This is a genomic window from Pseudomonas costantinii (assembly GCF_001870435.1).
GTDB classification, from domain to species: Bacteria; Pseudomonadota; Gammaproteobacteria; order Pseudomonadales; family Pseudomonadaceae; genus Aquipseudomonas; species Aquipseudomonas costantinii.
Genome location: NZ_MDDR01000016.1, coordinates 1 through 21,597 on the forward strand (window position 1 = coordinate 1; position 21,597 = coordinate 21,597).

The 21,597-nt window shown below is 57.5% G+C and carries 22 protein-coding genes; 9 read left to right on the forward strand and 13 right to left on the reverse strand.

All coding sequences use genetic code 11. The features are described from left to right. The 5 genes from BFL40_RS08385 to BFL40_RS08405 form a co-directional block, all read left to right on the forward strand. Positions 1 to 1,683: RHS repeat-associated core domain-containing protein (locus tag BFL40_RS08385; RefSeq protein WP_177217206.1), on the forward strand; the 1,683-nt coding region annotated here is incomplete at its 5' end. Beyond that, complete coding sequence (locus BFL40_RS08390) at positions 1,680 to 2,105, forward strand: Imm50 family immunity protein (RefSeq protein WP_071483527.1); 426 nt, start codon at positions 1,680 to 1,682, stop codon at positions 2,103 to 2,105. The genes BFL40_RS08385 and BFL40_RS08390, both read left to right, overlap by 4 nt. A gap of 143 nt (positions 2,106 to 2,248) precedes the next feature. Next, positions 2,249 to 2,599, forward strand: a complete 351-nt coding sequence (locus BFL40_RS08395) for a hypothetical protein (RefSeq protein ID WP_071483528.1) — start codon at positions 2,249 to 2,251, stop codon at positions 2,597 to 2,599. A 134-nt stretch (positions 2,600 to 2,733) separates the two neighbouring features. Next, positions 2,734 to 3,123, forward strand: a complete 390-nt coding sequence (locus BFL40_RS08400; protein WP_071483529.1) for a hypothetical protein — start codon at positions 2,734 to 2,736, stop codon at positions 3,121 to 3,123. A gap of 117 nt (positions 3,124 to 3,240) precedes the next feature. Continuing rightward, positions 3,241 to 3,603, forward strand: a complete 363-nt coding sequence (locus BFL40_RS08405) for an Mpo1-like protein (RefSeq protein ID WP_065901754.1) — start codon at positions 3,241 to 3,243, stop codon at positions 3,601 to 3,603. 3 nt (positions 3,604 to 3,606) lie between these two features. Here the strand turns inward: BFL40_RS08405 and BFL40_RS08410 are convergent, their stop codons facing one another. From BFL40_RS08410 to BFL40_RS08420, 3 genes are all read right to left on the reverse strand, one after another. Next, complete coding sequence (locus BFL40_RS08410) at positions 3,607 to 4,404, reverse strand: acyl-CoA thioesterase (RefSeq protein WP_071483530.1); 798 nt, start codon at positions 4,402 to 4,404, stop codon at positions 3,607 to 3,609. An 89-nt stretch (positions 4,405 to 4,493) separates the two neighbouring features. Beyond that, complete coding sequence (locus tag BFL40_RS08415) at positions 4,494 to 5,255, reverse strand: CHAD domain-containing protein (RefSeq protein WP_071483531.1); 762 nt, start codon at positions 5,253 to 5,255, stop codon at positions 4,494 to 4,496. Between the two features lie 81 nt (positions 5,256 to 5,336). Next, complete coding sequence (locus BFL40_RS08420; protein ID WP_010176194.1) at positions 5,337 to 5,615, reverse strand: hypothetical protein; 279 nt, start codon at positions 5,613 to 5,615, stop codon at positions 5,337 to 5,339. A gap of 216 nt (positions 5,616 to 5,831) precedes the next feature. On the opposite strand from BFL40_RS08420, the gene BFL40_RS08425 reads away from it, so the two are divergent. Then, entirely contained in the window at positions 5,832 to 6,863 is a 1,032-nt protein-coding gene (locus BFL40_RS08425; protein ID WP_071483532.1) for a patatin-like phospholipase family protein, read from the forward strand. A gap of 51 nt (positions 6,864 to 6,914) precedes the next feature. On the opposite strand, the gene BFL40_RS08430 is transcribed toward BFL40_RS08425, so the two are convergent. The 6 genes from BFL40_RS08430 to kdpF all read right to left on the reverse strand — a co-directional run bounded on the left by BFL40_RS08430 (position 6,915) and on the right by kdpF (position 14,852). After that, complete coding sequence (locus tag BFL40_RS08430; protein ID WP_071483533.1) at positions 6,915 to 7,604, reverse strand: response regulator; 690 nt, start codon at positions 7,602 to 7,604, stop codon at positions 6,915 to 6,917. 37 nt (positions 7,605 to 7,641) lie between these two features. Next, positions 7,642 to 10,293 (reverse strand): DUF4118 domain-containing protein, encoded by a 2,652-nt coding sequence (locus BFL40_RS08435; RefSeq protein WP_071483534.1) that lies wholly within the window; start codon positions 10,291 to 10,293, stop codon positions 7,642 to 7,644. An 83-nt stretch (positions 10,294 to 10,376) separates the two neighbouring features. Beyond that, complete coding sequence (gene kdpC / locus BFL40_RS08440) at positions 10,377 to 10,922, reverse strand: potassium-transporting ATPase subunit KdpC (RefSeq protein WP_071483535.1); 546 nt, start codon at positions 10,920 to 10,922, stop codon at positions 10,377 to 10,379. A gap of 66 nt (positions 10,923 to 10,988) precedes the next feature. Beyond that, positions 10,989 to 13,046: a potassium-transporting ATPase subunit KdpB gene (gene kdpB, locus BFL40_RS08445; protein ID WP_408003962.1), complete on the reverse strand. Its 2,058-nt coding sequence runs from the start codon at positions 13,044 to 13,046 to the stop codon at positions 10,989 to 10,991. A gap of 12 nt (positions 13,047 to 13,058) precedes the next feature. Next, positions 13,059 to 14,753 carry a potassium-transporting ATPase subunit KdpA gene (gene kdpA, locus BFL40_RS08450; protein ID WP_071483537.1) on the reverse strand — a complete coding sequence of 565 codons (1,695 nt, stop codon included), beginning with the start codon at positions 14,751 to 14,753 and terminating at the stop codon, positions 13,059 to 13,061. Positions 14,754 to 14,762: 9 nt separating this feature from the next. Next, positions 14,763 to 14,852 (reverse strand): K(+)-transporting ATPase subunit F, encoded by a 90-nt coding sequence (kdpF, locus tag BFL40_RS08455; protein WP_003218754.1) that lies wholly within the window; start codon positions 14,850 to 14,852, stop codon positions 14,763 to 14,765. 310 nt (positions 14,853 to 15,162) lie between these two features. On the opposite strand from kdpF, the gene eat reads away from it, so the two are divergent. After that, positions 15,163 to 16,527 carry an ethanolamine permease gene (gene eat, locus BFL40_RS08460; protein ID WP_071483538.1) on the forward strand — a complete coding sequence of 455 codons (1,365 nt, stop codon included), beginning with the start codon at positions 15,163 to 15,165 and terminating at the stop codon, positions 16,525 to 16,527. Between the two features lie 111 nt (positions 16,528 to 16,638). Then, positions 16,639 to 16,806 carry a DUF2897 family protein gene (locus tag BFL40_RS08465; protein ID WP_065874977.1) on the forward strand — a complete coding sequence of 56 codons (168 nt, stop codon included), beginning with the start codon at positions 16,639 to 16,641 and terminating at the stop codon, positions 16,804 to 16,806. A gap of 6 nt (positions 16,807 to 16,812) precedes the next feature. On the opposite strand, the gene BFL40_RS08470 is transcribed toward BFL40_RS08465, so the two are convergent. Together BFL40_RS08470 and BFL40_RS08475 are read right to left on the reverse strand one after the other, a co-directional pair. Then, on the reverse strand, positions 16,813 to 17,661 hold the full coding sequence (locus BFL40_RS08470; RefSeq protein ID WP_071483539.1) for an urea carboxylase-associated family protein: 849 nt from the start codon (positions 17,659 to 17,661) through the stop codon (positions 16,813 to 16,815). A gap of 14 nt (positions 17,662 to 17,675) precedes the next feature. Continuing rightward, the gene (locus BFL40_RS08475; protein WP_071483540.1) at positions 17,676 to 18,320 is read right to left on the reverse strand and encodes a GntR family transcriptional regulator; all 645 of its coding nucleotides are present in this window, start codon (positions 18,318 to 18,320) and stop codon (positions 17,676 to 17,678) included. 133 nt (positions 18,321 to 18,453) lie between these two features. Here BFL40_RS08475 and BFL40_RS08480 point away from each other — a divergent pair, with 133 nt between their 5' ends. Beyond that, positions 18,454 to 19,032 (forward strand): TetR/AcrR family transcriptional regulator, encoded by a 579-nt coding sequence (locus BFL40_RS08480; protein WP_071483541.1) that lies wholly within the window; start codon positions 18,454 to 18,456, stop codon positions 19,030 to 19,032. Positions 19,033 to 19,054: 22 nt separating this feature from the next. Here the strand turns inward: BFL40_RS08480 and BFL40_RS08485 are convergent, their stop codons facing one another. Then, complete coding sequence (locus tag BFL40_RS08485; RefSeq protein WP_071483542.1) at positions 19,055 to 19,387, reverse strand: ComEA family DNA-binding protein; 333 nt, start codon at positions 19,385 to 19,387, stop codon at positions 19,055 to 19,057. Between the two features lie 110 nt (positions 19,388 to 19,497). Further along, positions 19,498 to 21,492 carry a polysaccharide biosynthesis protein gene (locus BFL40_RS08490; protein WP_071483787.1) on the reverse strand — a complete coding sequence of 665 codons (1,995 nt, stop codon included), beginning with the start codon at positions 21,490 to 21,492 and terminating at the stop codon, positions 19,498 to 19,500. Between the last annotated feature and the right edge of the window lie 105 nt (positions 21,493 to 21,597).

Here is a 21,597-nt window from a genome sequence, read left to right on the forward strand (position 1 = left end):
AAAATCGTCGATTACACCTACGACCGCCGAGGCAACCTCCTGGGCGTCGAAGACGGCCACTGGGCGCTGGCCTACGAATACGACAGCCAAAACCGCCTCACCGCCGAACACCAAGGTTGGGGCACCCTGCGCTACGGCTATGACGCCTGCGGCCATCTTAAAAACCTACGCCTGCCGGACAACAACCGCCTCACGTTCAATCATGGAAAAGGCGGCCATCTCGCCACCGTCGAACTGAACGGTGACACCCTCACCTCCCATCTATTCAAGGCAGGCCGCGAACGCCAGCGCCAACAAGGCCAATTGGTCAGCCACTACCAGTACGACGAACAAAACCGCTTGCACGCCCATGTCGTCAGCCAACAAAAACATGACCTCTACCAACGCCAATACGACTACGACAAAACCGGCAACCTCAGCCGAATCCTCGACACCCGCAAAGGCGAACACCACTACCAGTACGACCCCCTCGCCCGCCTGACCCGCGTCGATCACTCGCAAGACGAACAGGAGCGCTTCGGTCACGACCCGGCGGGCAACTTGCTGATGCAGGATCGCCCGGGGCCAGACATCGTGGCCGGTAACCGCTTGGCAATGCAGGGGGATCATCATTACGACTACGACGCCTTCGGCAATCTGATTCGCGAACGGCGTGGGCGGGAACATCGGTTAGTCACCGAATACCGCTACGACTGCCAACACCGGTTGATCGGTATTACTCAACCCAACGGCCAAACCGCCAGCTATCGCTATGACCCATTTGGTCGGCGCATCAGCAAAACCGTGGATGGCAAAACCACAGAATTTTTCTGGCAAGGCGACAAGCTGGTTGCCGAGCATCACGCGGATCGCCATCGCAGCTATATCTACGAGCCGGACAGCTTCCGTCCATTGGTCCTGCTAGAAGGCTTCGGCCCAAAAGATACCCAGCCCTTCCACTATCAACTCGACCACCTCGGCACCCCGCAGGAGCTCACCAATCCCGACGGCGAAATCGTCTGGTCCGCGCACTACCGTGCCTACGGTGAAATTGCTCGCCTAGACATCAATAAAATCGACAATCCGCTGCGCTTCCAGGGCCAATACTTCGACCCCGAAAGCGGTCTGCACTACAACCGCCATCGCTACTACAATCCGGATATTGGTCGTTACCTGACGCCTGATCCGGTGAAACTGGCGGGTGGGATCAACGCATACCAGTACGTGCCGAATACAACTGGGTGGGTGGACCCGCTGGGACTGAATGCTCATTGCCCTGGCTCAGGAAAGAAAAACCCAACCTGCGGGGCACCTGCTGAGCCGGATGTCCCTGATGCTTCTCGTAAGGGGGCCTTTAGGGAAGCCAAAAGAGATGCCAACATACCGATGTCACAACAACCCGATGTGTTGATAGACGCAGACTCCGGACTGCAAAAACAATACGGCACCGTGAAAATGTCAGATATAAATAACCGAAGCATTTTGAATAATTCAGGAAAACCTATTAATACAAGGGTATACCAATATACGAGAGCTGACGGCTCCATAGTATTAATCCAAGACCATTCCGCCGGGCATAAATTCGGAGCCAAAAACGGAGCAGGTGATCAAAGCGCCCACTTTAATTTGCGTCCTATCGACACACCGCGTACCGGCAATGTCCCAGGAACAAAAGACCATTACTTTTTCAAGGATAAAAAATGAAATACTGGAATGACCTTGATGGAACCATATTTTTTAACAAGGTATTCAGCCAACCAATTGAAATTGGTAAAGTTTATATACACTCACTACGTATAGAAAATGATCAACCTGATTTCGGGATCGGCTTCGACATACCGGAATTTCCTGACCACTTACCCGAAAAATGGAAAGACAAAGGGTACAACACATGCAGAATTGGATTGAGCTGTTCCGAAATGAGTGACTTACAAATAACAAACCTTCCTCGCAGGGAAGTTTTTATCGTAAAAATAAAGAAAGAAAGTGAATACTTTTTCTTCACTGCAAAATCGAAAAATGCGTCTATTGAATTCAAGGCTAAATGGCTATCCCTGTCTGGGCCATCCGTTTATATAAATTGTCCTGAACCAGAGGACCATAATTGGTCAGACGAGGTCTTATAAAAATCGGAAAAGTCGGATATGGGAAAAATTATTGGCAACGGGTATTTCAGCGACGGCATGAAATATGGCCAAAAGCGTAATGCACGAGTAATACTGGACAGGCATGGCAAACCTAAAACCGCATATACGGAGTGAGGAAAAACATGAAAAACAAGCCAAGCTTGTCAATAATCCGAGGTTTATTATTTACCTATGATATTGAAAATACCGATGATTTAGAAAGAGAAACATTCATCGCCTCAAAAAATATAAACGATGAGAAGGAGCTTTCAGAGCTCTTTGATGAGCTGACCAAACCTGACTTTTTGTCATATACAAAAACTGAGCAGGAGTGGTTTATTGACTCAATTGAATACTACCTATCTATCAACGACAACTTTGATGCAGCATTTGAAACAATGGCAACTTACTTCAGCACACCTATAAACAACAAAAGAAAATTCATGCAAACCCTCCTAAATCGCCTAAAACACTACAAGAACACACATCAATAAATAATGAACACACAAACACTTTTAATAAAAATACATACTCAAACTCCCGAAAAGAGAGCCGATGGTGCTACCAAAAGAGGCCACATACTTCTCAAACTGGTTCCCATTAGTCGATTGAAAACAGGCACGCCCTGATGAATCACCTAGAAGAGGAAATAGACGAAGCCATTAAGACCTTGGGAATTGACTCTAGAAAGCTTGAGGCGGAGGAACTCACAGCCTTGATAACAGCCCTCACCAATACATTCTTCAAATCAGAAAGCAACGTACTTGACCCAGTCGAACTGAATGAAACAAATACGGAGCACAACCCTAATTTTTGGAAGGAAATACAACAACGCATTCACAAAAAAGATCTGACCCTGCTGGCATTCGACTCAAGGTACAGCGCTTGGGAAGTTGAAAACCCGCAAAATCTTGCATCTATTCTAGGTGAAACGACTGGATACCCATTCTGGGTGACCGATAGCAACCTCACGCTTCTGGTACACATGGATGACCATGATTGTGTAATTTGGGCTTGAAGGCCATTTACCACAAATTGCCTTCTATACCCCCCATAGCCAACCCCAATTCGCCCACCCGCCCCACCCCACCTAAACTCTGCCCATGTTGTTTCAACGAACAGAGGACTCACCACCATGGGCAAACGTCACCCCAATCTCCCCGCCTGGCAATGGCGTAACTACCCGCAAAACCACCAGCACCCGACCAACCTCGCGCTGCACCTGATTGCGGTGCCGCTGTTTATCATCGGGTTCCTGTTGATCGTTTCCGGAGTGTTCAGCCTGAGCCTGGCCAGTTTTGCCATCGGCGTTGTCGGCATCCTGGCCGGCCTGGCGCTGCAGCGCCACGGCCATAGCCTGGAAGCCCAAGCCAGTGAGCCGTTCAGTGATCGAAAAGATGCAGTGCAGCGCCTGGTGGTCGAGCAGTTTGTAACCTTCCCACGCTTTGTGTTGAGCGGCGGCTGGTGGCGCGCCTGGCGTCAGCGCCACCGTCACTGAAGGTCAGGCGAAGACCACCACAGTCTGACGGCTGATGGCAATCAATTCGCCGGTTGGGCTCCAGAGTGCGGCAGCGGCGTGGCCGTAGCCGTCGCGGGCGTGTTCGATGTTGACGTAGTACTGGCACCAGTCGAGGGTCGTCAGATCCTGTAGCGGTTGGATGAATTCGATGGTCCAGGTCAGAGTGCTGCCCGGTGCAGGTTTTTTCAGATGGGGCAGCAACGCTGGGGGCCAGGCGTCTACCAAAGCGAGGATATGCGACTCGGTCAGCGGCTCTTCTTTCACATCCCCACGCAAGCGAACCCAACCGCCCATATCACGGGATTTATTACCGGTGAACGGCAGCCCGCCAACACTCCAGCGCATTGCCAAATGCCGCATGAACTCAGGAGTGACGCCTTTGATATAAGGCAATTCCTGGCACTCATCCCAGTGCTTGAACGTCGGTGGAGGCTCGCTGGCCACGTTAATTTCCGACTCGCGGGCCGCGCCAAAACTGGCCTGTACCAGCGTCGCCACTTCACCGTTCTGCACCACACGGCCGAGCAATTGGCTGACGGCCTTGCCTTCACGCAGCACTTCAACCTGATAACTGGCGGGTACGTCCGGCGCAACTGGCCCCACAAATGTGACGGCCAATGACCGCAAAGGGCGATCGGCCGGCACTTGAGCGCGCAAGGCTTCGTATTGCAAGGCGGCAACCAAGCCACCAAAAGTAGCGCGGCCCTGCGCCCATTCGGCGGGGATGGTGACATCCAGCGGGTTGCTACGGGCGGCGTCGAGCAAATCACTAAAGCGCATGGCGACCTCACATCAAGAAAACCGATGGGGGATCTTAACCATCGGGCCAGCAAGGTACAGCGCCCATTTTGGCCAAAAACCGGACCGGCTTAGAAACAATCAGTGCTGAGCTTATCCAGTACCCGATCCGCCAGGCCTTCAGCCTTGGCCATGGTGCGATGCCATACCGCAACGCAGGGCTGCAAATCCAGCTGCTGCTCGGCCTGGGCCAGCCACTGCCAGCAGTCGTGCCAATCACCCAGGGCGCCTTGGGCATTTTTCAAGCGTGACATGGCATTGGCAGGAAGCTTGTCCAGTTCAGGGTAAGCCTCGGCGGCGTAGCGCACGCGCTTGATCAGCAACCGCAGACGGTGGCGATCGTGGTCCGGGTCTTTCAGGGCTTCATCGAGTTTCTGCCATTGCTTGGCAAGACGCTTCTCGATACGCGGGCGCAATCCTCTGAGCAACTTCTGGTGCTCAGAGGCCCGAATAAAGCGTGGGAATGCATCGAGGATCAGCAGCAGATGCGCCAGTTCCGAGCTTTGTGCCACATGGCGATAGGCTTCGGGTTGAAGCCGCAGGCGCCGATTCGCGGCCTCGTGATGACCATGCTGGTGAAGGTAGGCCGCCAGAACCTCTCGATCTCGCAACGGTGTCGTCAATTGGCCTACCGTGCTGGCAGCCAACTCGAGCTGCTCGACACCCGGCAGACCCCGCAAGGGCCGCAACAGACTGCGCAGGCGTCGCACAGTGGTGCGCAGATCATGCAAGGCTTCATCGTCGGTGACGGCGGCGAGGCGAGCTTGGCAGCTCAGTAACCCTACTTCCAGGCCAATGACCTGAGCGACTAACTGATCAACCAAACCTGACATTCCTTCCTCCCCTCATGATGAAAATCCCTGAACACTCACCACCGCAGGCGTAGCCTCGTTGCACTCGACCGCTGCTACGTATCAACGCCCAGCGCGCGACTCACGAATATAGAACCGCGCCTTCTCGGCCTTGTTTGAACAGCCTTCAAACGCTTCGAATTGCTGCTGAGTCTTTGCACCCGTCAGCAGGGACAGGGCTTTAGAGTAGCTCACGGTCCCGGCAAAACCTTCAGCCTTGGCCAAGTCCAGTTCATGCCACGCGGCGTCCAGTTGCGTGCCGCAGCTGTCGCGGTACGCGGTTTTTCCAGCACAACCGGCCAGAGCCAACACGATCACAGGCACACACATCCAGGCTTTCATCAATAACACCTCAAAAAAAGAAAAACAGTCGTACGGTGTAGACGTTACCTACAAGGAAAAGTGCCTTTCCCAGTTGCCTGAAACGAAAACTGACTATAGCCAGAGCATACCCGAGCATTCTGACTATTCTGGAAAAATATTGCGCACGTCGACGAAGATTGAAGCGGTCCCCTTGATAGGCGCATTGTGGGCAACTGTTTTGCGAGGGATCAGGCCATGAAAAAACGTGTTGCCTTAGTACTGGGCTCCGGTGGAGCCCGGGGCTATGCCCATATCGGAGTGATTGAGGAAATCGAACGGCGCGGCTACGACATCGCCTGTATCGCCGGCTGCTCCATGGGCGCCGTGGTGGGCGGGATCTATGCTGCGGGCAAGCTGGATGAGTATCGAAACTGGATCGAAAGCCTCGACTACCTGGATGTGCTGCGCCTGGTGGACGTGAGTTTTCGCCTGGGCGCGATTCGTGGCGAGAAAGTCTTCGGGCAAATCCGCAAGATCGTCGGCGAGATCAATATCGAAGAGCTGCGCATTCCCTACACCGCTGTCGCCACTGACCTGACCAACCAGCAGGAAATATGGTTCCAGGAAGGCTGCCTGCACCAGGCCATGCGCGCTTCGGCGGCGATTCCCAGCCTGTTCACGCCAGTGATGCAAGGCAACCGCATGCTGGTGGACGGTGGCCTGCTCAACCCGCTGCCGATCGTACCGGTGGTGTCGAGCCATTGCGACTTGATCATTGCGGTCAACCTCAATGCCACCAATCAAAAGCACTACCACCTGCCGGTGATCCAACGCCCACCGGCGTTCAAAAGCCGCTTCGACAATTTGGTCAGATCTCTGGGCTCGCACCTGCCGTTTCGACGTAAGCAGGCCGAACAGTTGCTGAAGCTGGAACAGGAAGCGCTGCATGCCCAGGCAGCCGAGGCCAACCCATGGCTGGAGTCGGCTGATCCCGAATCCCAACAACCTGCCGCTGCACCGGAAAAAGAAGCTGCGCCGAAGTCTGCGACCGGCTCGTTCATCATCGATAACGTGGGGCCGGCGTCACTTCTGGATCTGATCAACCAGAGTTTCGAGGTGATGCAAACGTCACTGGCGCAATACAAAATCGCCGGTTACCCGCCAGATGTGTTGATCAACGTGCCGAAACGGGTGTGCCGGTTTTTTGAGTTCTACAAGGCGCCGGAATTAATCGCCCTGGGACGGGAAATCGCCAGTGATACGCTGGATAGGTATGAAAGTGAGTAGCGCTGAGAGTGTGGACTGCTAATGGCCTTATCGCAGGCAAGCACCGACTATCTAAGCGTTTAACAACCGATACCCCACCCCTGCTTCAGTCACAATAAAGCGTGGCTGAGTGGGGTCATCCGCCAGTTTCTGACGAAGGTGCCCCACCACGATGCGCAGGTAATGGCTGTCTTCGGTATGGGTTGGGCCCCAGATATCCTTGAGCAGTTGCTGTTGGGTAATCACCCGCCCCGGATGCCGCGCCAGTTGCGCGAGCACCGCGTACTCCTTGCGGGTCAGCGCCACTTCGACACCGTCCAACAGGACTCGGCGATAGGCCAAATCCACCGTCAACGGGCCAAAACTCAATGCGGCTTCCTGAGCCTCTCCCGCAGGTGCCTGGCGCAGCAACGCGCGAACTCGGGCGAGAAACTCCTGGATGCCAAAGGGTTTGGTCACGTAGTCATTCGCGCCGCCATCAAGGGCTTCGACCTTCTGCACTTCGCTGGCCCGCACCGACAGTACCAAGACCGGCACCGTCGACCATTCGCGAAACTCGCGCAACACTTGCTGGCCGTCCATATCGGGCAGGCCAAGGTCGAGCACCAGCAAATCCGGTTTGCTCAATGCCGCTTGGGCCAGGCCTTCGTTGCCAGTACCGGCCTCGATCACCTTGTAGCCCTGGGAGGCCAGGCTGATACGCAAGAATTTGCGAATCTGCGGTTCGTCATCAATGACTAAAATCGTCGCGGTCTGGCTCATGGTGTCCAATCAAAATCCGTGGAGAAAAGAGGGTAGCTCAAGGCTCGCGTTCCAGGCCAGGCTGTGTCGGCAATGGCAGGAACAAGGTGATGCAGGTGCCCCGCCCTTCAATGCCGTCGGCGACGCTGATATGCCCACCGTGCGCACCGACCATGCCCTGGCAGATCGCTAATCCCAGGCCGGTGCCCTGCCCGCCTCGGTCACCGCGTGCGGCGGTGTAGAACATATCGAAAATCTTCGCGCGCTCGTCTTCAGGAATCCCCGGCCCCTCATCGGCCACGGCGAAAAACAGCTGGTTATCCGACACGCCGGCGCTCACCTCCAAACGGCCTTGGGACGGTGAGAAACGTGCGGCGTTTTCCAACACATTGACCAAGGCTTGCTCGATCAACGCGGCGTGAACATACAGCAACGGAAGTTCCACCGGCACGTCGGTCTTCACCTTCAATGGCGCCAGCACCGCACGCAAACGGCCAAGGGCACTGCCGACGATATCACCAGGCGAGACCCAATCCCGCGCCAACTTCAGGGCACCGTGGCCAAGGCGCGTCATGTCGAGCAGGTTCTGGATGTAGCGATCGAGGCGCTCGGCTTCATCGCGGGTGCCTTCGAGCAACTCGCGGCGATCCTCCAGGGGGATGGCTTCACCAAGGGCCAACAAGCTGTCGATGCTGCCGCGCATCGCGGTCAGCGGCGTACGCAAATCGTGGGACACCGAGGCGAGCAAAGCGCTGCGCAGTTGCTCGGTTTCGCCGTGCAGCCGCGCGGATTCAAGTTCCTGCGCCAGTTGCGCCCGAGCCAAGGCCTGGGCCAGTGGCTGGCTCAACGCGGTCAGCAAACGACGGCGTTGGCCGCTGAACTCCAAGCCTGGTTTAGGGCTGACACCAAGCAAGCCCAACGGCCCCTCCTCGCCCGACAACGGCCACCACCACCAACGCCCAAACGGCAAGGTGCCGGTGCCCATGCCAGCCGGTTGATCGTGCTGCCAGGCCCAATCGGCGGCAGCGCGCTCAGATTCAGTGAGGTTCAGCGGGTTGCCCGTCTCAACCTTCCAGCCACCCTGGCCGTCACGATTAACCAAGCACAGATCCAGGTCTCTCCAGCCTTCCAGATGATGGGCCGCTGCGCTGATCACTGCCTGTCGATCGGTGGCGGCAGTGAGTTTGCGCGACAGATCGAGCAGTTCGCTGGTTTCTTCCTGAGTGTCGCGCAATGCCTGCAACTGCCGACGCTGACGCGCGGCAAGGTTGCCGGTCAACGCCGCCATCAGCAGGAAGAACAACAGGGTCAACACATCTTCTTCGCGCTGGATGGCGAAGGAAAAGTTTGGCGGGATAAACAGGAAGTCGTACGTCAGGAACGACAGCGCCGCACAGACCAAGGACGGCCCCAGGCTGCTGCGCACCGCCACCAACAATACCGCCGCGAGAAACACCAGGGAGATATTCGGCAGCGGCAACACGCTGGCCACCGCCCAGGCCAACGCCGCAGCCACCACCGTCGCCACCACCGCCAAGCCGTAATCGAACCACACCAAACCGCGCACATCCGGCATCCGCGGGGCGGCGGGGTTATCGTCGCTGTCGAGGACGTTGATTTCCAGGCCGCGCGCATTACGCAACAGTCGGGCCGCCAACCCGCCACCGAACAATCGGCGCCGCCAGCGCATCCGCGACTGCCCCACCAGCACCAGGCTGGCGCGGCGTTCGGCGGCATGCTGGATCAGCGTTTTGGCCACCTCTCCCGCCCGTAGCAACACAACCTCGCCCCCCAGCCGCTCGGCCAGTTGCTGGGCATTTTGCAGGCGCAGGCGTGATTGCTCATCCCTCGCGCGGCCGTTATCGATATGCACCAGGCTCCAAGGCAAATGCCGACGCTGGGCCACCCGGCTGGCGTGACGCACCAGGCGTTCAGCTTGCGCATCGCCATCCACGCCCACCAACAAACGACCGCGCACCGCCGGGGCGGCTTGGCCGAGCTGGCGATAGCCTTGGGCCAAATCGTCATCGACATGGGCGGCGGCGGTCTGCATCGCCAGCTCGCGCAGAGCCATGAGATTGGTCTGAGTGAAAAACGCATCAATGGCCGCGCGGGCCTGTTCCGGCACATAAACCTTGCCGTCGCGCAGGCGCTCCAACAATTCGCGAGATGGCAGGTCGATCAGCAGCAGTTCATCGGCCTCTTGCAGCACCCAATCCGGCAGGGTTTCGCGCACTTGCACGCCGGTGATACCCCGCACCTGGTCGTTGAGGCTCTCGAGGTGCTGGACGTTGACCGTGGTAAACACGTTGATGCCGGCGGCAAGCAGTTCCTGGATGTCTTGCCAGCGCTTTTCGTGGCGGCTGCCGGGGGCATTGCTATGGGCCAGCTCGTCCACCAGCACCAGTTTGGGCTTGGCGGCGAGCAGGCCGTCGAGGTCCATTTCTTCGAGCATCACGCCGCGGTATTCGCTGCGCAACAAAGGCTGCTGCGGCAGACCGCTGAGCAAGGCTTCAGTCTCGGCGCGACCGTGGGTCTCCACGACGCCGGCGATCAGGCGCACACCCTGGCGCAGCTGGGTGTGGGCGGCCTGGAGCATGGCGTAGGTCTTGCCCACACCCGGCGCGGCGCCGAGGAAGACTTTGAGCCGGCCACGGCCGTCCCGTGACAAATCGGCTAACAGGGCATCGGCGCGGCCGGAGTCGCTCATGCTTTGCGGTTCCTTAAGGTGTTCAGGTATTCAGGCCCACTAAAGATTCAATGTGGGAGCGGGCTTGCTCGCTCCCACAGGGGTTACAGTTTTTCCAAAGCCATGTTCAATGCCAGAACATTCACCACCGGCGGCCCAATCAGCGGGCTTTCGATGTGCTCATCCAGCAAGCGCTGCAGTGTAGACACCGGCACATCACGTGCGGCAGCCACCCGCGCCAGTTGATAGGCAATCGCCTGTGGTGGCAAGTGTGGATCAAGACCGCTGCCGGAGGTAGTCAGTGACGCTAAAGGCACCGGTCCTTGGCCTGGCACCAACTGCTTATTCGCGTCATCGAAAATGCGCGTCGCCAACGCTGGGTTACTCGGGCCGAGGTTGCTGGCGCTACTGGAAACCGTAGCAAACGCACCAGCCGATGGGCGTGGGTGGAACCAGCTGTCACCGGTAAAATCCTGGGCGATCAGGCTGGAGCCGCGCACCTTGCCGCCAGCGTCACGCACCAGGCTGCCATTGGCCTGGTCAGGGAAAGCGACTTGCGCAACGCCGGTGACCACCAGCGGATAGGCGACGCCAGTGATCAGGGTCATGAGTACCAGCAGGCTCAGGGCCGGACGGATCATGTTGGACATTTCAGATTCCTCAATTCGGTCATTGCAACCTGTGGGCAACGGTTACCGGTGCCCACAGGGTTCGGGTTACACCAGGTGCAGCGCAGTCAGCAACATGTCGATCGCCTTGATGCCCACGAACGGCACCAAGATCCCGCCCAGTCCATAGATCAGCAGGTTGCGACGCAGCAACGCTGCCGCACTCGCTGCCTGCACACGCACACCGCGCAGCGCCAGGGGAATCAGCACCACGATGATCAATGCGTTGAACACGATGGCCGAGAGAATCGCGCTCTGCGGGCTCTGCAAATGCATCACGTTGAGCACGCCCAATTGCGGGTAGATCGAAGCGAACAGCGCCGGCAGGATCGCGAAGTACTTGGCCACGTCGTTGGCGATGGAAAAGGTCGTCAGCGCGCCACGGGTGACCAGCAACTCCTTACCGATTTGCACCACGTCCAGCAGCTTGGTCGGGTCGCTGTCGAGGTCGACCATGTTCGCCGCTTCACGGGCGGCTTGGGTGCCGTCGTTCATCGCCATACCAACGTCGGCCTGGGCCAGCGCCGGGGCATCGTTGGCGCCGTCGCCGCACATCGCAACCAAACGACCGTCGTTCTGTTCATGGCGAATACGCGCGAGCTTCTTCTCTGGGGTCGCTTCGGCGAGCACGTCATCCACGCCTGCTTCGGCGGCAATCGCAGCGGCGGTCAGCGGGTTATCACCCGTTACCATCACGGTGCGAATCCCCAGTTTGCGCAGCTCGGCAAAGCGTTCGCGGATACCGGGCTTGACCACGTCTTTCAGATGGATCGCACCGAGTAGCTTGCCCTCGGCGCACACCAGCAGCGGGGTGCCGCCGCTCTGGGCGATTTTGTCGATTTCTCGCGACAGCGCCGGTTGCAAGTCGCTGCGTTGTTGACCGATAAACGCCAGCAGCGAATCCACGGCGCCCTTACGGAACACACGGCCCTGGTAATCGACACCGGACAAACGCGTTTCCGCACTGAATGGCACGGAGATCAACTGGTCCAGAGACGGCTCAGCCTGAGGGTGCAAGGCACGCAGGTATTCAACGATGGATTTACCTTCCGCAGTGTCATCCGCCAAGGAGGCCAGCAATGCACCTTCAGCCAAGTCCCGGCCACTGACGCCAGGCGCCGCGATCACCGCTGCACAGCGACGGTTACCAAAGGTGATGGTGCCGGTCTTGTCCAGCAGCAACACGTGTACATCGCCCGCTGCTTCCACGGCACGACCGGACTTGGCGATCACGTTAAGGCGTACCAGGCGGTCCATACCGGCGATCCCGATAGCCGATAACAAGCCGCCGATGGTGGTAGGAATCAGCGTCACCAGCAGTGCGACCAGGAACACCAGCGGCAAGTTGCCATTGGCGAAGTGGGCGAACGGCTGCAGGGTCACTACCACCAGCAAGAAGATCAAGGTCAGGCCGATCAGCAGAATATCCAGCGCGACTTCGTTGGGGGTTTTCTGGCGTTTGGCGCCTTCCACCAACGCGATCATTCGATCCAGCGTGGACTCGCCCGGGTTAACGGTGATGCGGATCAGCAACCAGTCCGACACCAGGCGCGTGTTGCCGGTGACGGCCGAACGGTCGCCGCCGGACTCGCGGATCACAGGGGCGGATTCGCCGGTGATCGCCGCTTCGTTGACCGCCGCGATACCTTCAATGACCTCGCCGTCACCCGGGATCATTTCCCCGGCGGCGACGCGTACCACATCACCTTTGCGCAGGCTGGTAGCCGGCACGACCTTAAAGCTGCCATCGGCTTCCTTGCGGCGTGCACCAAGGCCTTCGCTGCCGGCTTTGAGGCTGTCGGCGCGTGCCTTGCCGCGCCCTTCAGCCAAGGCTTCAGCGAAGTTGGCAAACAACACGGTGAACCACAGCCACACGGCGATTTGCACGGCGACATAGGTCGGCACGGAGGTATCGGGCACGAAGCACAGCACGGTGGTGAGGATGGCGGTCAGTTCGACCACCAACATTACGGGCGAGCGTTGCAGTTGGCGAGGGTCCAGCTTGACGAAAGCCTGGCCCAGCGCCGGGCGCCACAAGGCGGACATGGCGGTTTTTGGCGACTCCTGGGTGTTCACGGGAGCGGCGTTTTTTGCAGGCATATTCATTTTCATATCCCCTTAGAAGCCCATGCTCAGATGTTCAGCAATTGGGCCCAGTGCCAGTGTCGGCAGGAAGGTCAGGCCGCCCACCAGCAAAATGGTCACGGTCAACAGGGTCACGAACAGCGGGCCATGGGTGGGGAAGCTGTTCTGGCCAATCGGTGCGGTCTTCTTCATCGCCAGGCTGCCGGCCAAGGCCAGTACCGGGAGGATGTAGCCGAAGCGGCCAAGCAACATACTCAGGCTCAACATCAGGTTGTGGAACGTGGTGTTGGCACTGAAGCCGCCGAACGCCGAACCGTTGTTGGCACTGGCAGAGGTATAGGCATATAGCAACTGGCTGAAACCGTGGGGGCCGGGGTTACTGATGGCTCCCGCCGGGCCCGGTAAGCTGGCAGCGATGGCGCCCAGTACCAGGGTACCGATCGGCATGACCATCAAGGTCACCACCAGCAATTGCACTTCCTTGGCTTGAAGCTTCTTACCCAGGTATTCCGGCGTGCGGCCGATCATCAGCCCAGCAAGGAACACGGCAATCAACACGTTAAGCAACATGCCGTACATACCGGCACCGACGCCGCCGAAGATCACTTCGCCGACCATCATGTTGACCAGCGCCACCATCCCGCTCAGGGGGTTGAGGCTGTCTTGCATACCGTTGACCGACCCGTTGGACGCCGCCGTGGTGGCCACTGACCACAACACGGTGCCGGTGGTGCCGAAGCGCGCTTCTTTACCTTCCAGCGGTGCGGTTTGCTCAACGGCTGGATTGTTCAGCGTCGGGTTAGGTTGGTATTCGGCCCACAACGACGTCGCACCGCCGATCAGGAACAGTGCCAGCATGCAGCCGAGGATCGCGCGGCTCTGACGCAGGTCTTTGACGTAGTGGCCGAAGGTGAACACCAGCGCCACCGGGATCAGGATGATCGCCGCCATTTCGAACAGGTTGGCCCAGGCCGTCGGGTCTTCAAACGGATGCGCCGAGTTGGCACCAAAGAAGCCACCACCGTTGGTACCCAATTGCTTGATTGCAATCTGACTGGCCGCCGGGCCAAGTGGAATCACTTGATCCACGCCCTGCATGGTCACGGCATTGACGTAATGAGCGAAGGTTTGCGGTACGCCCTGCCACACCAGGAACAACGCGAACACCAGGCACAATGGCAGCAAGCCGTAGAGAGTGGCGCGAGTCATGTCGACCCAGAAGTTACCCAATGTCTTGGTAGATTTGCGAGCGATCCCACGACACAACGCAACCAGGACTGCCAAGCCGGTGGCCGCACTGACAAAGTTCTGCACGGTCAGACCCGCCATCTGGCTGAGGTAACTGAGGGAGGCTTCACCGCTGTAGGACTGCCAGTTGGTGTTGGTCATGAAACTGACCGCAGTGTTGAAGGCCAGCGTCCATTCCTGGCCTGGCAGTTTCTGCGGGTTCAGTGGGAGATAGTCCTGAAACAGCAGGATCGCGAACAACAACACAAAGCCGGCAAGGTTGAACACCAGCAAAGCCAGCGCGTATTTCTGCCAGCTCTGTTCCTGATGCTCGTCCACGCCTGAAATTCGATAGCAGGCGCGCTCGACGGGGCCGAACACCGGAGTGAGCCAGGTGCGTTGACCTTCCATCACCTTGTAGTAGAACCGCCCCAGGAGGGGTGCCGGCACCAGCACCACGGCAAAGAAGGCGATGATCAGCCAATAGTCATAACTGTGCATAGCCTGCTCCTAGTTCCGATCCGCGCGTAACAGCGCAACCAGCAGATAAATGAACAGCGCCACGGCCAATAGCAGTGACACCCCGTCCAGAACGCTCATGGAAGTCTCTCCGTTTTGCGGCGATTGCCGCGTGTGGGGTAATTGTCCGCAGGAGTGGCGTAAAGGAACGAGAGCGAGGGTATGGGCGGGGCGTAAAGACGGCGTAAAGAGTGGGTTTATGCGGGGTTTACAGCGGGATTTATGAGCATTGGTGGTAGGACTTGCCCTGAACTGGTGCGCGGCTTTGCGGATTCAAACGCCAAACCGTCTCCTTGGCGACAGTAACGCCACTTTACGACACCGCTCTGTGGGCTGGCATGGCCACTGCAACACCTTGAACCATTCCAAACCGTTCAGGGAGCGCAACACGATGAACACACAACTCAAACCGACCTTAGGCACCCTGCATCTGTGGGGCATCGCCGTCGGACTGGTCATTTCCGGGGAGTACTTTGGCTGGAGCTATGGCTGGGGCGTGGCCGGCACACTGGGCTTTCTGGTGACCTCGTTGATGGTTGCCGCGATGTACACCTGCTTTATCTTCAGTTTCACCGAGCTGACTACTGCGATTCCTCACGCTGGTGGGCCGTTTGCCTACAGCCGTCGCGCGTTTGGTGAGAAAGGCGGCTTGATCGCCGGTCTCGCGACGTTGATCGAATTTGTCTTCGCGCCTCCCGCTATTGCCTTGGCCATTGGCGCTTATCTCAACGTGCAGTTTCCGGCACTGGACCCGAAACACGCGGCCGTCGGTGCCTACATTGTATTCATGGGTCTGAATATTCTTGGCGTGAAACTCGCAGCCACCTTCGAACTGGTGGTGTGTGTGCTCGCCGTCGCCGAACTGTTGGTGTTCATGGGCGTGGTCGCCCCCGCATTCAGCTTCAGCAACTTTGCCCTGAATGGCTGGGCCGGTTCCGACACCTTTGGCGCCCCGGCGATTGCCGGAATGTTTGCGGCAATTCCTTTCGCCATCTGGTTCTTCCTCGCCATCGAAGGCGCGGCCATGGCGGCCGAAGAAGCGAAAGATCCCAAGCGCACCATTCCAAAAGCCTACATCAGCGGCATCCTGACCTTAGTGGTCCTGGCCATGGGCGTGATGTTCTTCGCTGGCGGCGTCGGTGACTGGCGCACCCTGTCGAACATCAACGATCCGCTGCCGCAAGCGATGAAAACCGTGGTGGGTGACAGCTCCGGCTGGCTGCACATGTTGGTGTGGATCGGCCTGTTTGGGCTGGTGGCGAGCTTCCACGGCATTATTCTTGGCTACTCGCGCCAATTCTTTGCCCTGGCACGCGCGGGTTACCTACCGTCTTTCCTCGCCAAACTGTCGCGTTTTCAGACACCACACCGAGCAATCATCGCCGGTGGCGTGGTCGGTATTGCCGCGATCTACAGCGACGGCCTGATCAACCTGGGCGGCATGACGCTGACGGCAGCGATGATCACCATGGCGGTGTTCGGTGCCATCGTGATGTACATCATGAGCATGCTCAGCCTGTTCAAACTGCGTAAGACCGAACCGCTGCTGGAGCGCACCTTCCGCGCACCGGGCTATCCGATCGTGCCGGGTATCGCGTTGGTATTGGCGGTGGTGTGCCTGGTGGCGATGGCTTGGTTCAACGCGCTGATCGGTTTGATCTTCCTGGGTTTCATGGTGGTAGGGTTCATCTACTTCCAGATGACTGCACAAGACCGTGCCGATGCGCCGGCAGATGCGATGTTGACAGGACTCTGAGGTCAATGAGGCGGAACAGGCCTACACTGAACTACTCAGAAAGCCTGTGACTCAAAGCAGTTATTACCGTGGGAAAACTCTCCCACGGCGATCTGCCTCAAGGAGAGCCTTATGCCGTGGTACGCGTGGTTGATTATGGTGGTAGCGATCGGTTCGATCGTCGGTGGGCTGATGATGCTGCGTGACAGCGCCAACAAGGTGGAACTCACCGACGAACAACGCAAGCGCGTGGCCGACCGCAACGCCCAGGCGGATGCCAAGGACGCGCAGGATCGCTAGCTACGTTTACTCCCAACTCGCCTTGGCAATGTGCAACCCGTGCTGCCCCTTGTAGGCAGCACGCTCAGGCGAGCTCCAGCCGCTCAGCAACCCCTCCTCCAACGTGTAGATCTCGACGCCCAACGGACGGCACACCGTCAGCGGGTCCTGTGCGTCCGGCCCCCACATCGGCAGCGACAGGTCCCCACCGGGACACGTCGACAACGCACACAGCAAATCAATTTCAGCAAAAAACTCCAGGTAATCACCCTTCTGCGCCGGACAGGCTTTCATGAAGTACATGTCGTCGTGATTGAGGCCGGTGCACTGAAAAATATTCAGCACGTCATGCACGTCGAATTCCGTCAAACCGTGAGGCAGCACAGCGCGGGTCAGGTTTGAATGGCAGTGGTGGTGAAAGTCTTCGCCGGTGAGCATCCGATTCACATAGGGGTCGCAGCGCGTACCAAGCAAATCGTGCAGGCGACCGCCGTGTTCATCAATGCCATAACTTGCCAGGCTGTCATCGGTGATGGTCACCAACGGCCGCAGGAATGGCAGGTTCGACCACAGTCGGTCATGGGTGCTGACATGTGCGCCTTGCAACTGACGGGTGCGCGCAGCCCATAGACGCTCGCGGGGATCGTTGGCGTTCCACACGTTGAAATCACCCACCTGTGGGCCCACCGGCGTGGTGACACGGAACACATGCCCAGCCGGTACCTTCCACGCCCTCCCCGTGCGGATCGGCACCTCAAACTGCTCGATCAGCGTGCGCTGGTCCGCGCGGTCGCGAATGCGCTCATAGAACGCCGTATCAACCTGCAGCGCCGAACCTTTGCTGACCTGGTAAGCGGCCGGATAGTCTTTGTACATGGGGCAATCCTCCATCAAGGGTGATCAAACAGGGCAAGAGAAAGGCGTTCCGAATCGTGCAGGTACAGGCTCATCGCCTCCTGCGCCGCCGGTTTGTTACCGCGCGCCAGTAACGCGTAAATCTCACGGTCCCGCTCCAGCCAGGGCGACTGGAAGCGTTGCTCATCGGGCGCGGCGCAAAACACCAGGCGCAGTTGGGCAATGACCTGGGCAAAAAACTCATCGAACAAAGGGCTACGCATCAAGCCCACAATCTGCTGGTGAAACAGCAAGCTGTGGGTGGCCACGGCACGCCAGTCTTCACGCTCCCGAGCCAGGCTGGTGGCCTCGATGGCGTTTTGCATGCGCTCGGCCTGATCATCCGTCAGCGCGCTACTCTGGGCGATGGCCTGCAACTCGAGCGTGCGTCGTACGACGAACAGATCACGCACTTCGTCTCGCTCCAGCCGTCGAACCATCACACCTTTGTTACGCACATAGCGAGTGAGCCCCTCTTGCCCCAAACGATGCAACGCTTCACGAATCGTATTGCGCGATGCGTTATAAGCCTTGACCAAGTCCACCTCGACCAGCGCCATGCCCGGTAACAGGCGCCCACCGATGATGTCAGCACGTAGTTCCAAGGCAATTTGGTCGGCTAAAGACAAACGAAGCGTCATCACTACCTCACGATTGTTGAACAATCTTTACTGAAGAGATAATCACTTTTCATGCCAACGCCGCTGGAGGTTGTCAGGATGGGTAAAAGGGTTTAACTCCGCTAAAGTGCGCGCTTGTTCGCGAGGCAGTCCTATGCGTTATTCATCAGACCATAAAGCCCAAACGCACCAACGCATCATCAAGGAAGCCTCCGCGCGCTTTCGTCGCGACGGCATTGACGCGACTGGCCTGCAGCCATTGATGAGGGCGTTAAATCTGACGCACGGCGGGTTCTACGCGCATTTCAAATCCAAGGATGAGCTGGTGGAAAAAGCCCTGCAGGCTGCGGCTACGGAGCTGGATACGCATTGCGATATGTTGTTCAGCCAAGTGCAGCCACTTGAGGCGTTTATAGACAGCTATCTTTCGGAGCGGCATCAGGCTTCACCTGACCAAGGCTGCCCTCTGCCAACCATGTCGGCGGAGTTAGGGTTGAGAGGGCAGCATAGCCCCACCACGGATGCAGTGCTTGGGGCTCGCTTAAAGCAGATTGAGGTAGCCCTGGGAGGCGCGAATGCTGATGAACAGAGCCTGATGGTGATGTCGACGTTGGTGGGCGCGTTGGTGCTGGCCAGGAGTGTCGAGAGTGCGCAATTGGCAACACGTATCTTGGAAGTGGTGCGGGAAAGCTTGAAAGCGCAAATCTCAAAAGATGAAAAAGCCGGTCAATGACCGGCCTCCCTGGCGATTTCCCTTAGTTGATTGCCAGCCTTTCGCGGTTCTTTTCCAACAGCGCCTTACCGATACCCTTCACCTCCAACAACTCATCGACCGCCATGAACGGACCGTTGCTCTCGCGATAAGCGATGATCGCTTTGGCTTTGGCGGCGCCGATGCCAAACAGATCTCGGCGGAGCGTTTCTGCGTCGGCTGCGTTGAGGTTAACCTTGGCGGATTGTTCGGTCTTGGTCATCTGGGCAGAGATCGGGGTTGGGGTTTCGGGTTTGGCGGATGGGGCTGCGGTGGTCGCTACCGAGAGGGTGGTGAGGAAGGCGAAGATTAGGGAAGAGATGTAGGTGTTTTGCATTGGTGACGCTCCATGACATCGGTAAGAGAAAAGCAGCTTTCCGAAGCTGCTTTTCAAACTTAGGCGATGTTTGGGGAGAGTCAAAAATGGGTGAGTTACAGGGTGTTAACTCACGGCTCCAGGCGACGCTGCTGATGGATCCAGTCCACAATTTCACCGTCTGGGGTATAACCGCTGACGGTGTCACGCAAGAGCTGGCGCACGCGCGCGTAGTCATCCTGATCCACGGCAGCCAGCAGCTCCGCCAGCTTGCCCTTGAGTACGTCCCACGACAAATAGTCTTCGTTGGCACTCATGATCATAGGGTGCTGGGTAGCAACTACGTTGTCGCCGATCAGTAACTCCTCGTAAAGCTTTTCGCCGGGGCGCAGGCCGGTGAACTCGATAGCTATGTCGCCGTGAGGATTTTTGTCAGAGCGAATACTCAAGCCGGACAGGTGAACCATCCTCTCAGCGAGTTCGACGATTTTCACCGGTTCCCCCATATCCAACACGAACACATCGCCTCCAAGGCCCATGGAGCCAGCTTGGATGACCAACTGTGCGGCTTCGGGGATAGTCATGAAGTAGCGGGTGATTTTTGGATGAGTGACCGTGATGGGCCCGCCTGACTTGATTTGCTTGTGAAACAGAGGGATCACCGAGCCGGAGGAGCCTAGTACATTACCGAACCGAACCATGGTGAAACGGGTTTTATTGACTCGCGAAATATTGGCCTTGTCGCCGAACAACACGGGGGCCAGCTCACGGCTGAGGGCTTGGAGGGTCAACTCGGCAAGGCGTTTAGTGCTGCCCATGACGTTAGTAGGACGTACAGCCTTATCAGTTGAGATAAGTACAAAGTTAGAAACGCCCGCCTGGAGAGCAGCTTGAGCGGTATTCAGTGTGCCAATCACGTTGTTCAACACGCCTTCGGCGATGTTGTGCTCAACCATGGGCACGTGTTTATAGGCCGCTGCGTGATAGACGGTATCTACTTGCCAAGCCTTCATTATGTCCAGGAGTTTACTCTGGTTACGCACCGATCCAAGAATAGGTAACAATCGGACGGAGAGCGACTCATGAGCAATACGCTGTTCAAGCTCGGACATTATGCTGTAGAGATTGAACTCACTGTGCTCCAACAACAACAAGGTTTTAGGATTCAGCTCCAGAATCTGGCGGCATAGTTCGGCACCTATGGAGCCACCAGCGCCCGTTACGAGGACGCTTTGCCGCGTGATGCAATGCTCTAACAGCTCAGCTTGCGCGGGAACCGCATCCCGCCCCAGCAAGTCCGCGATATCGACTTCCTGGATGTCATCTACCTTCACCCGGCCACTCGCAAGATCCATGAAACCGGGCACACTGCGAACATGTAACGGAAAACCTTCGAGGAACCCCAAAATTTCTCGTCGCCGACCTCTGTTGGACGACGGTATGGCCAACAGAATTTCCTGCGCGCCTGTTGCATCGATCATTCGCTGAATGTGCCTGGGCTTATAAACCTGCAAGCCTGAAATGACTCGGTCAGAAATACCATCATCGTCGTCGATAAATGCTACCGGTCGCATGACACGGCCCATGCGCAAAGCGGCCACCAACTGATTACCAGCAGCACCCGCACCGTAAATCGCAACGCGTGGAAGACCGTCTTCCCGACTGGTGAAGGGCACGTGCTGCGCCGCCGTAAACCAATCCCCCAGGAAGTACTGACGCATGGCCAGGCGTAAGCCGCCGACCAATATTAAGCTCAGCCACCAATAGTTAAAAATGATGGACCTAGGCACGACAGTCTGGTGATTGCTATATAAATAAACCACTACCCCGAGTATCAAAGATGAAAGGCTGACCGCTTTGATTATCACGATCAAAGCATCGTTACCGAAGTAACGCATAACGGCTCGGTACATTCCAAAGCGAATAAATAACGGGATGGCGACGATCGGCGCACTCAAGAACAACCAGCGGTGCTGCGTCACAGGGTTGATCATGTCGTCTACCCCTAAACGAACGACAAACGCCATCCACAAAGCCAGCCAGACCAAAAAAACGTCTGTGATGACTTGCAAGACACGCTTGCGCCGCCTGGGAAGGCCTAACAGGTATGACCGGACAGTACTCATAAACCCTTCAAACACCTCTGCTGCTCCTATTCCTGTCGCCACTCTGTAATGCTTAACTCAACTAGTTTGTGCAGGCGTCATTGACGCTAATGCCCACTGACTGGA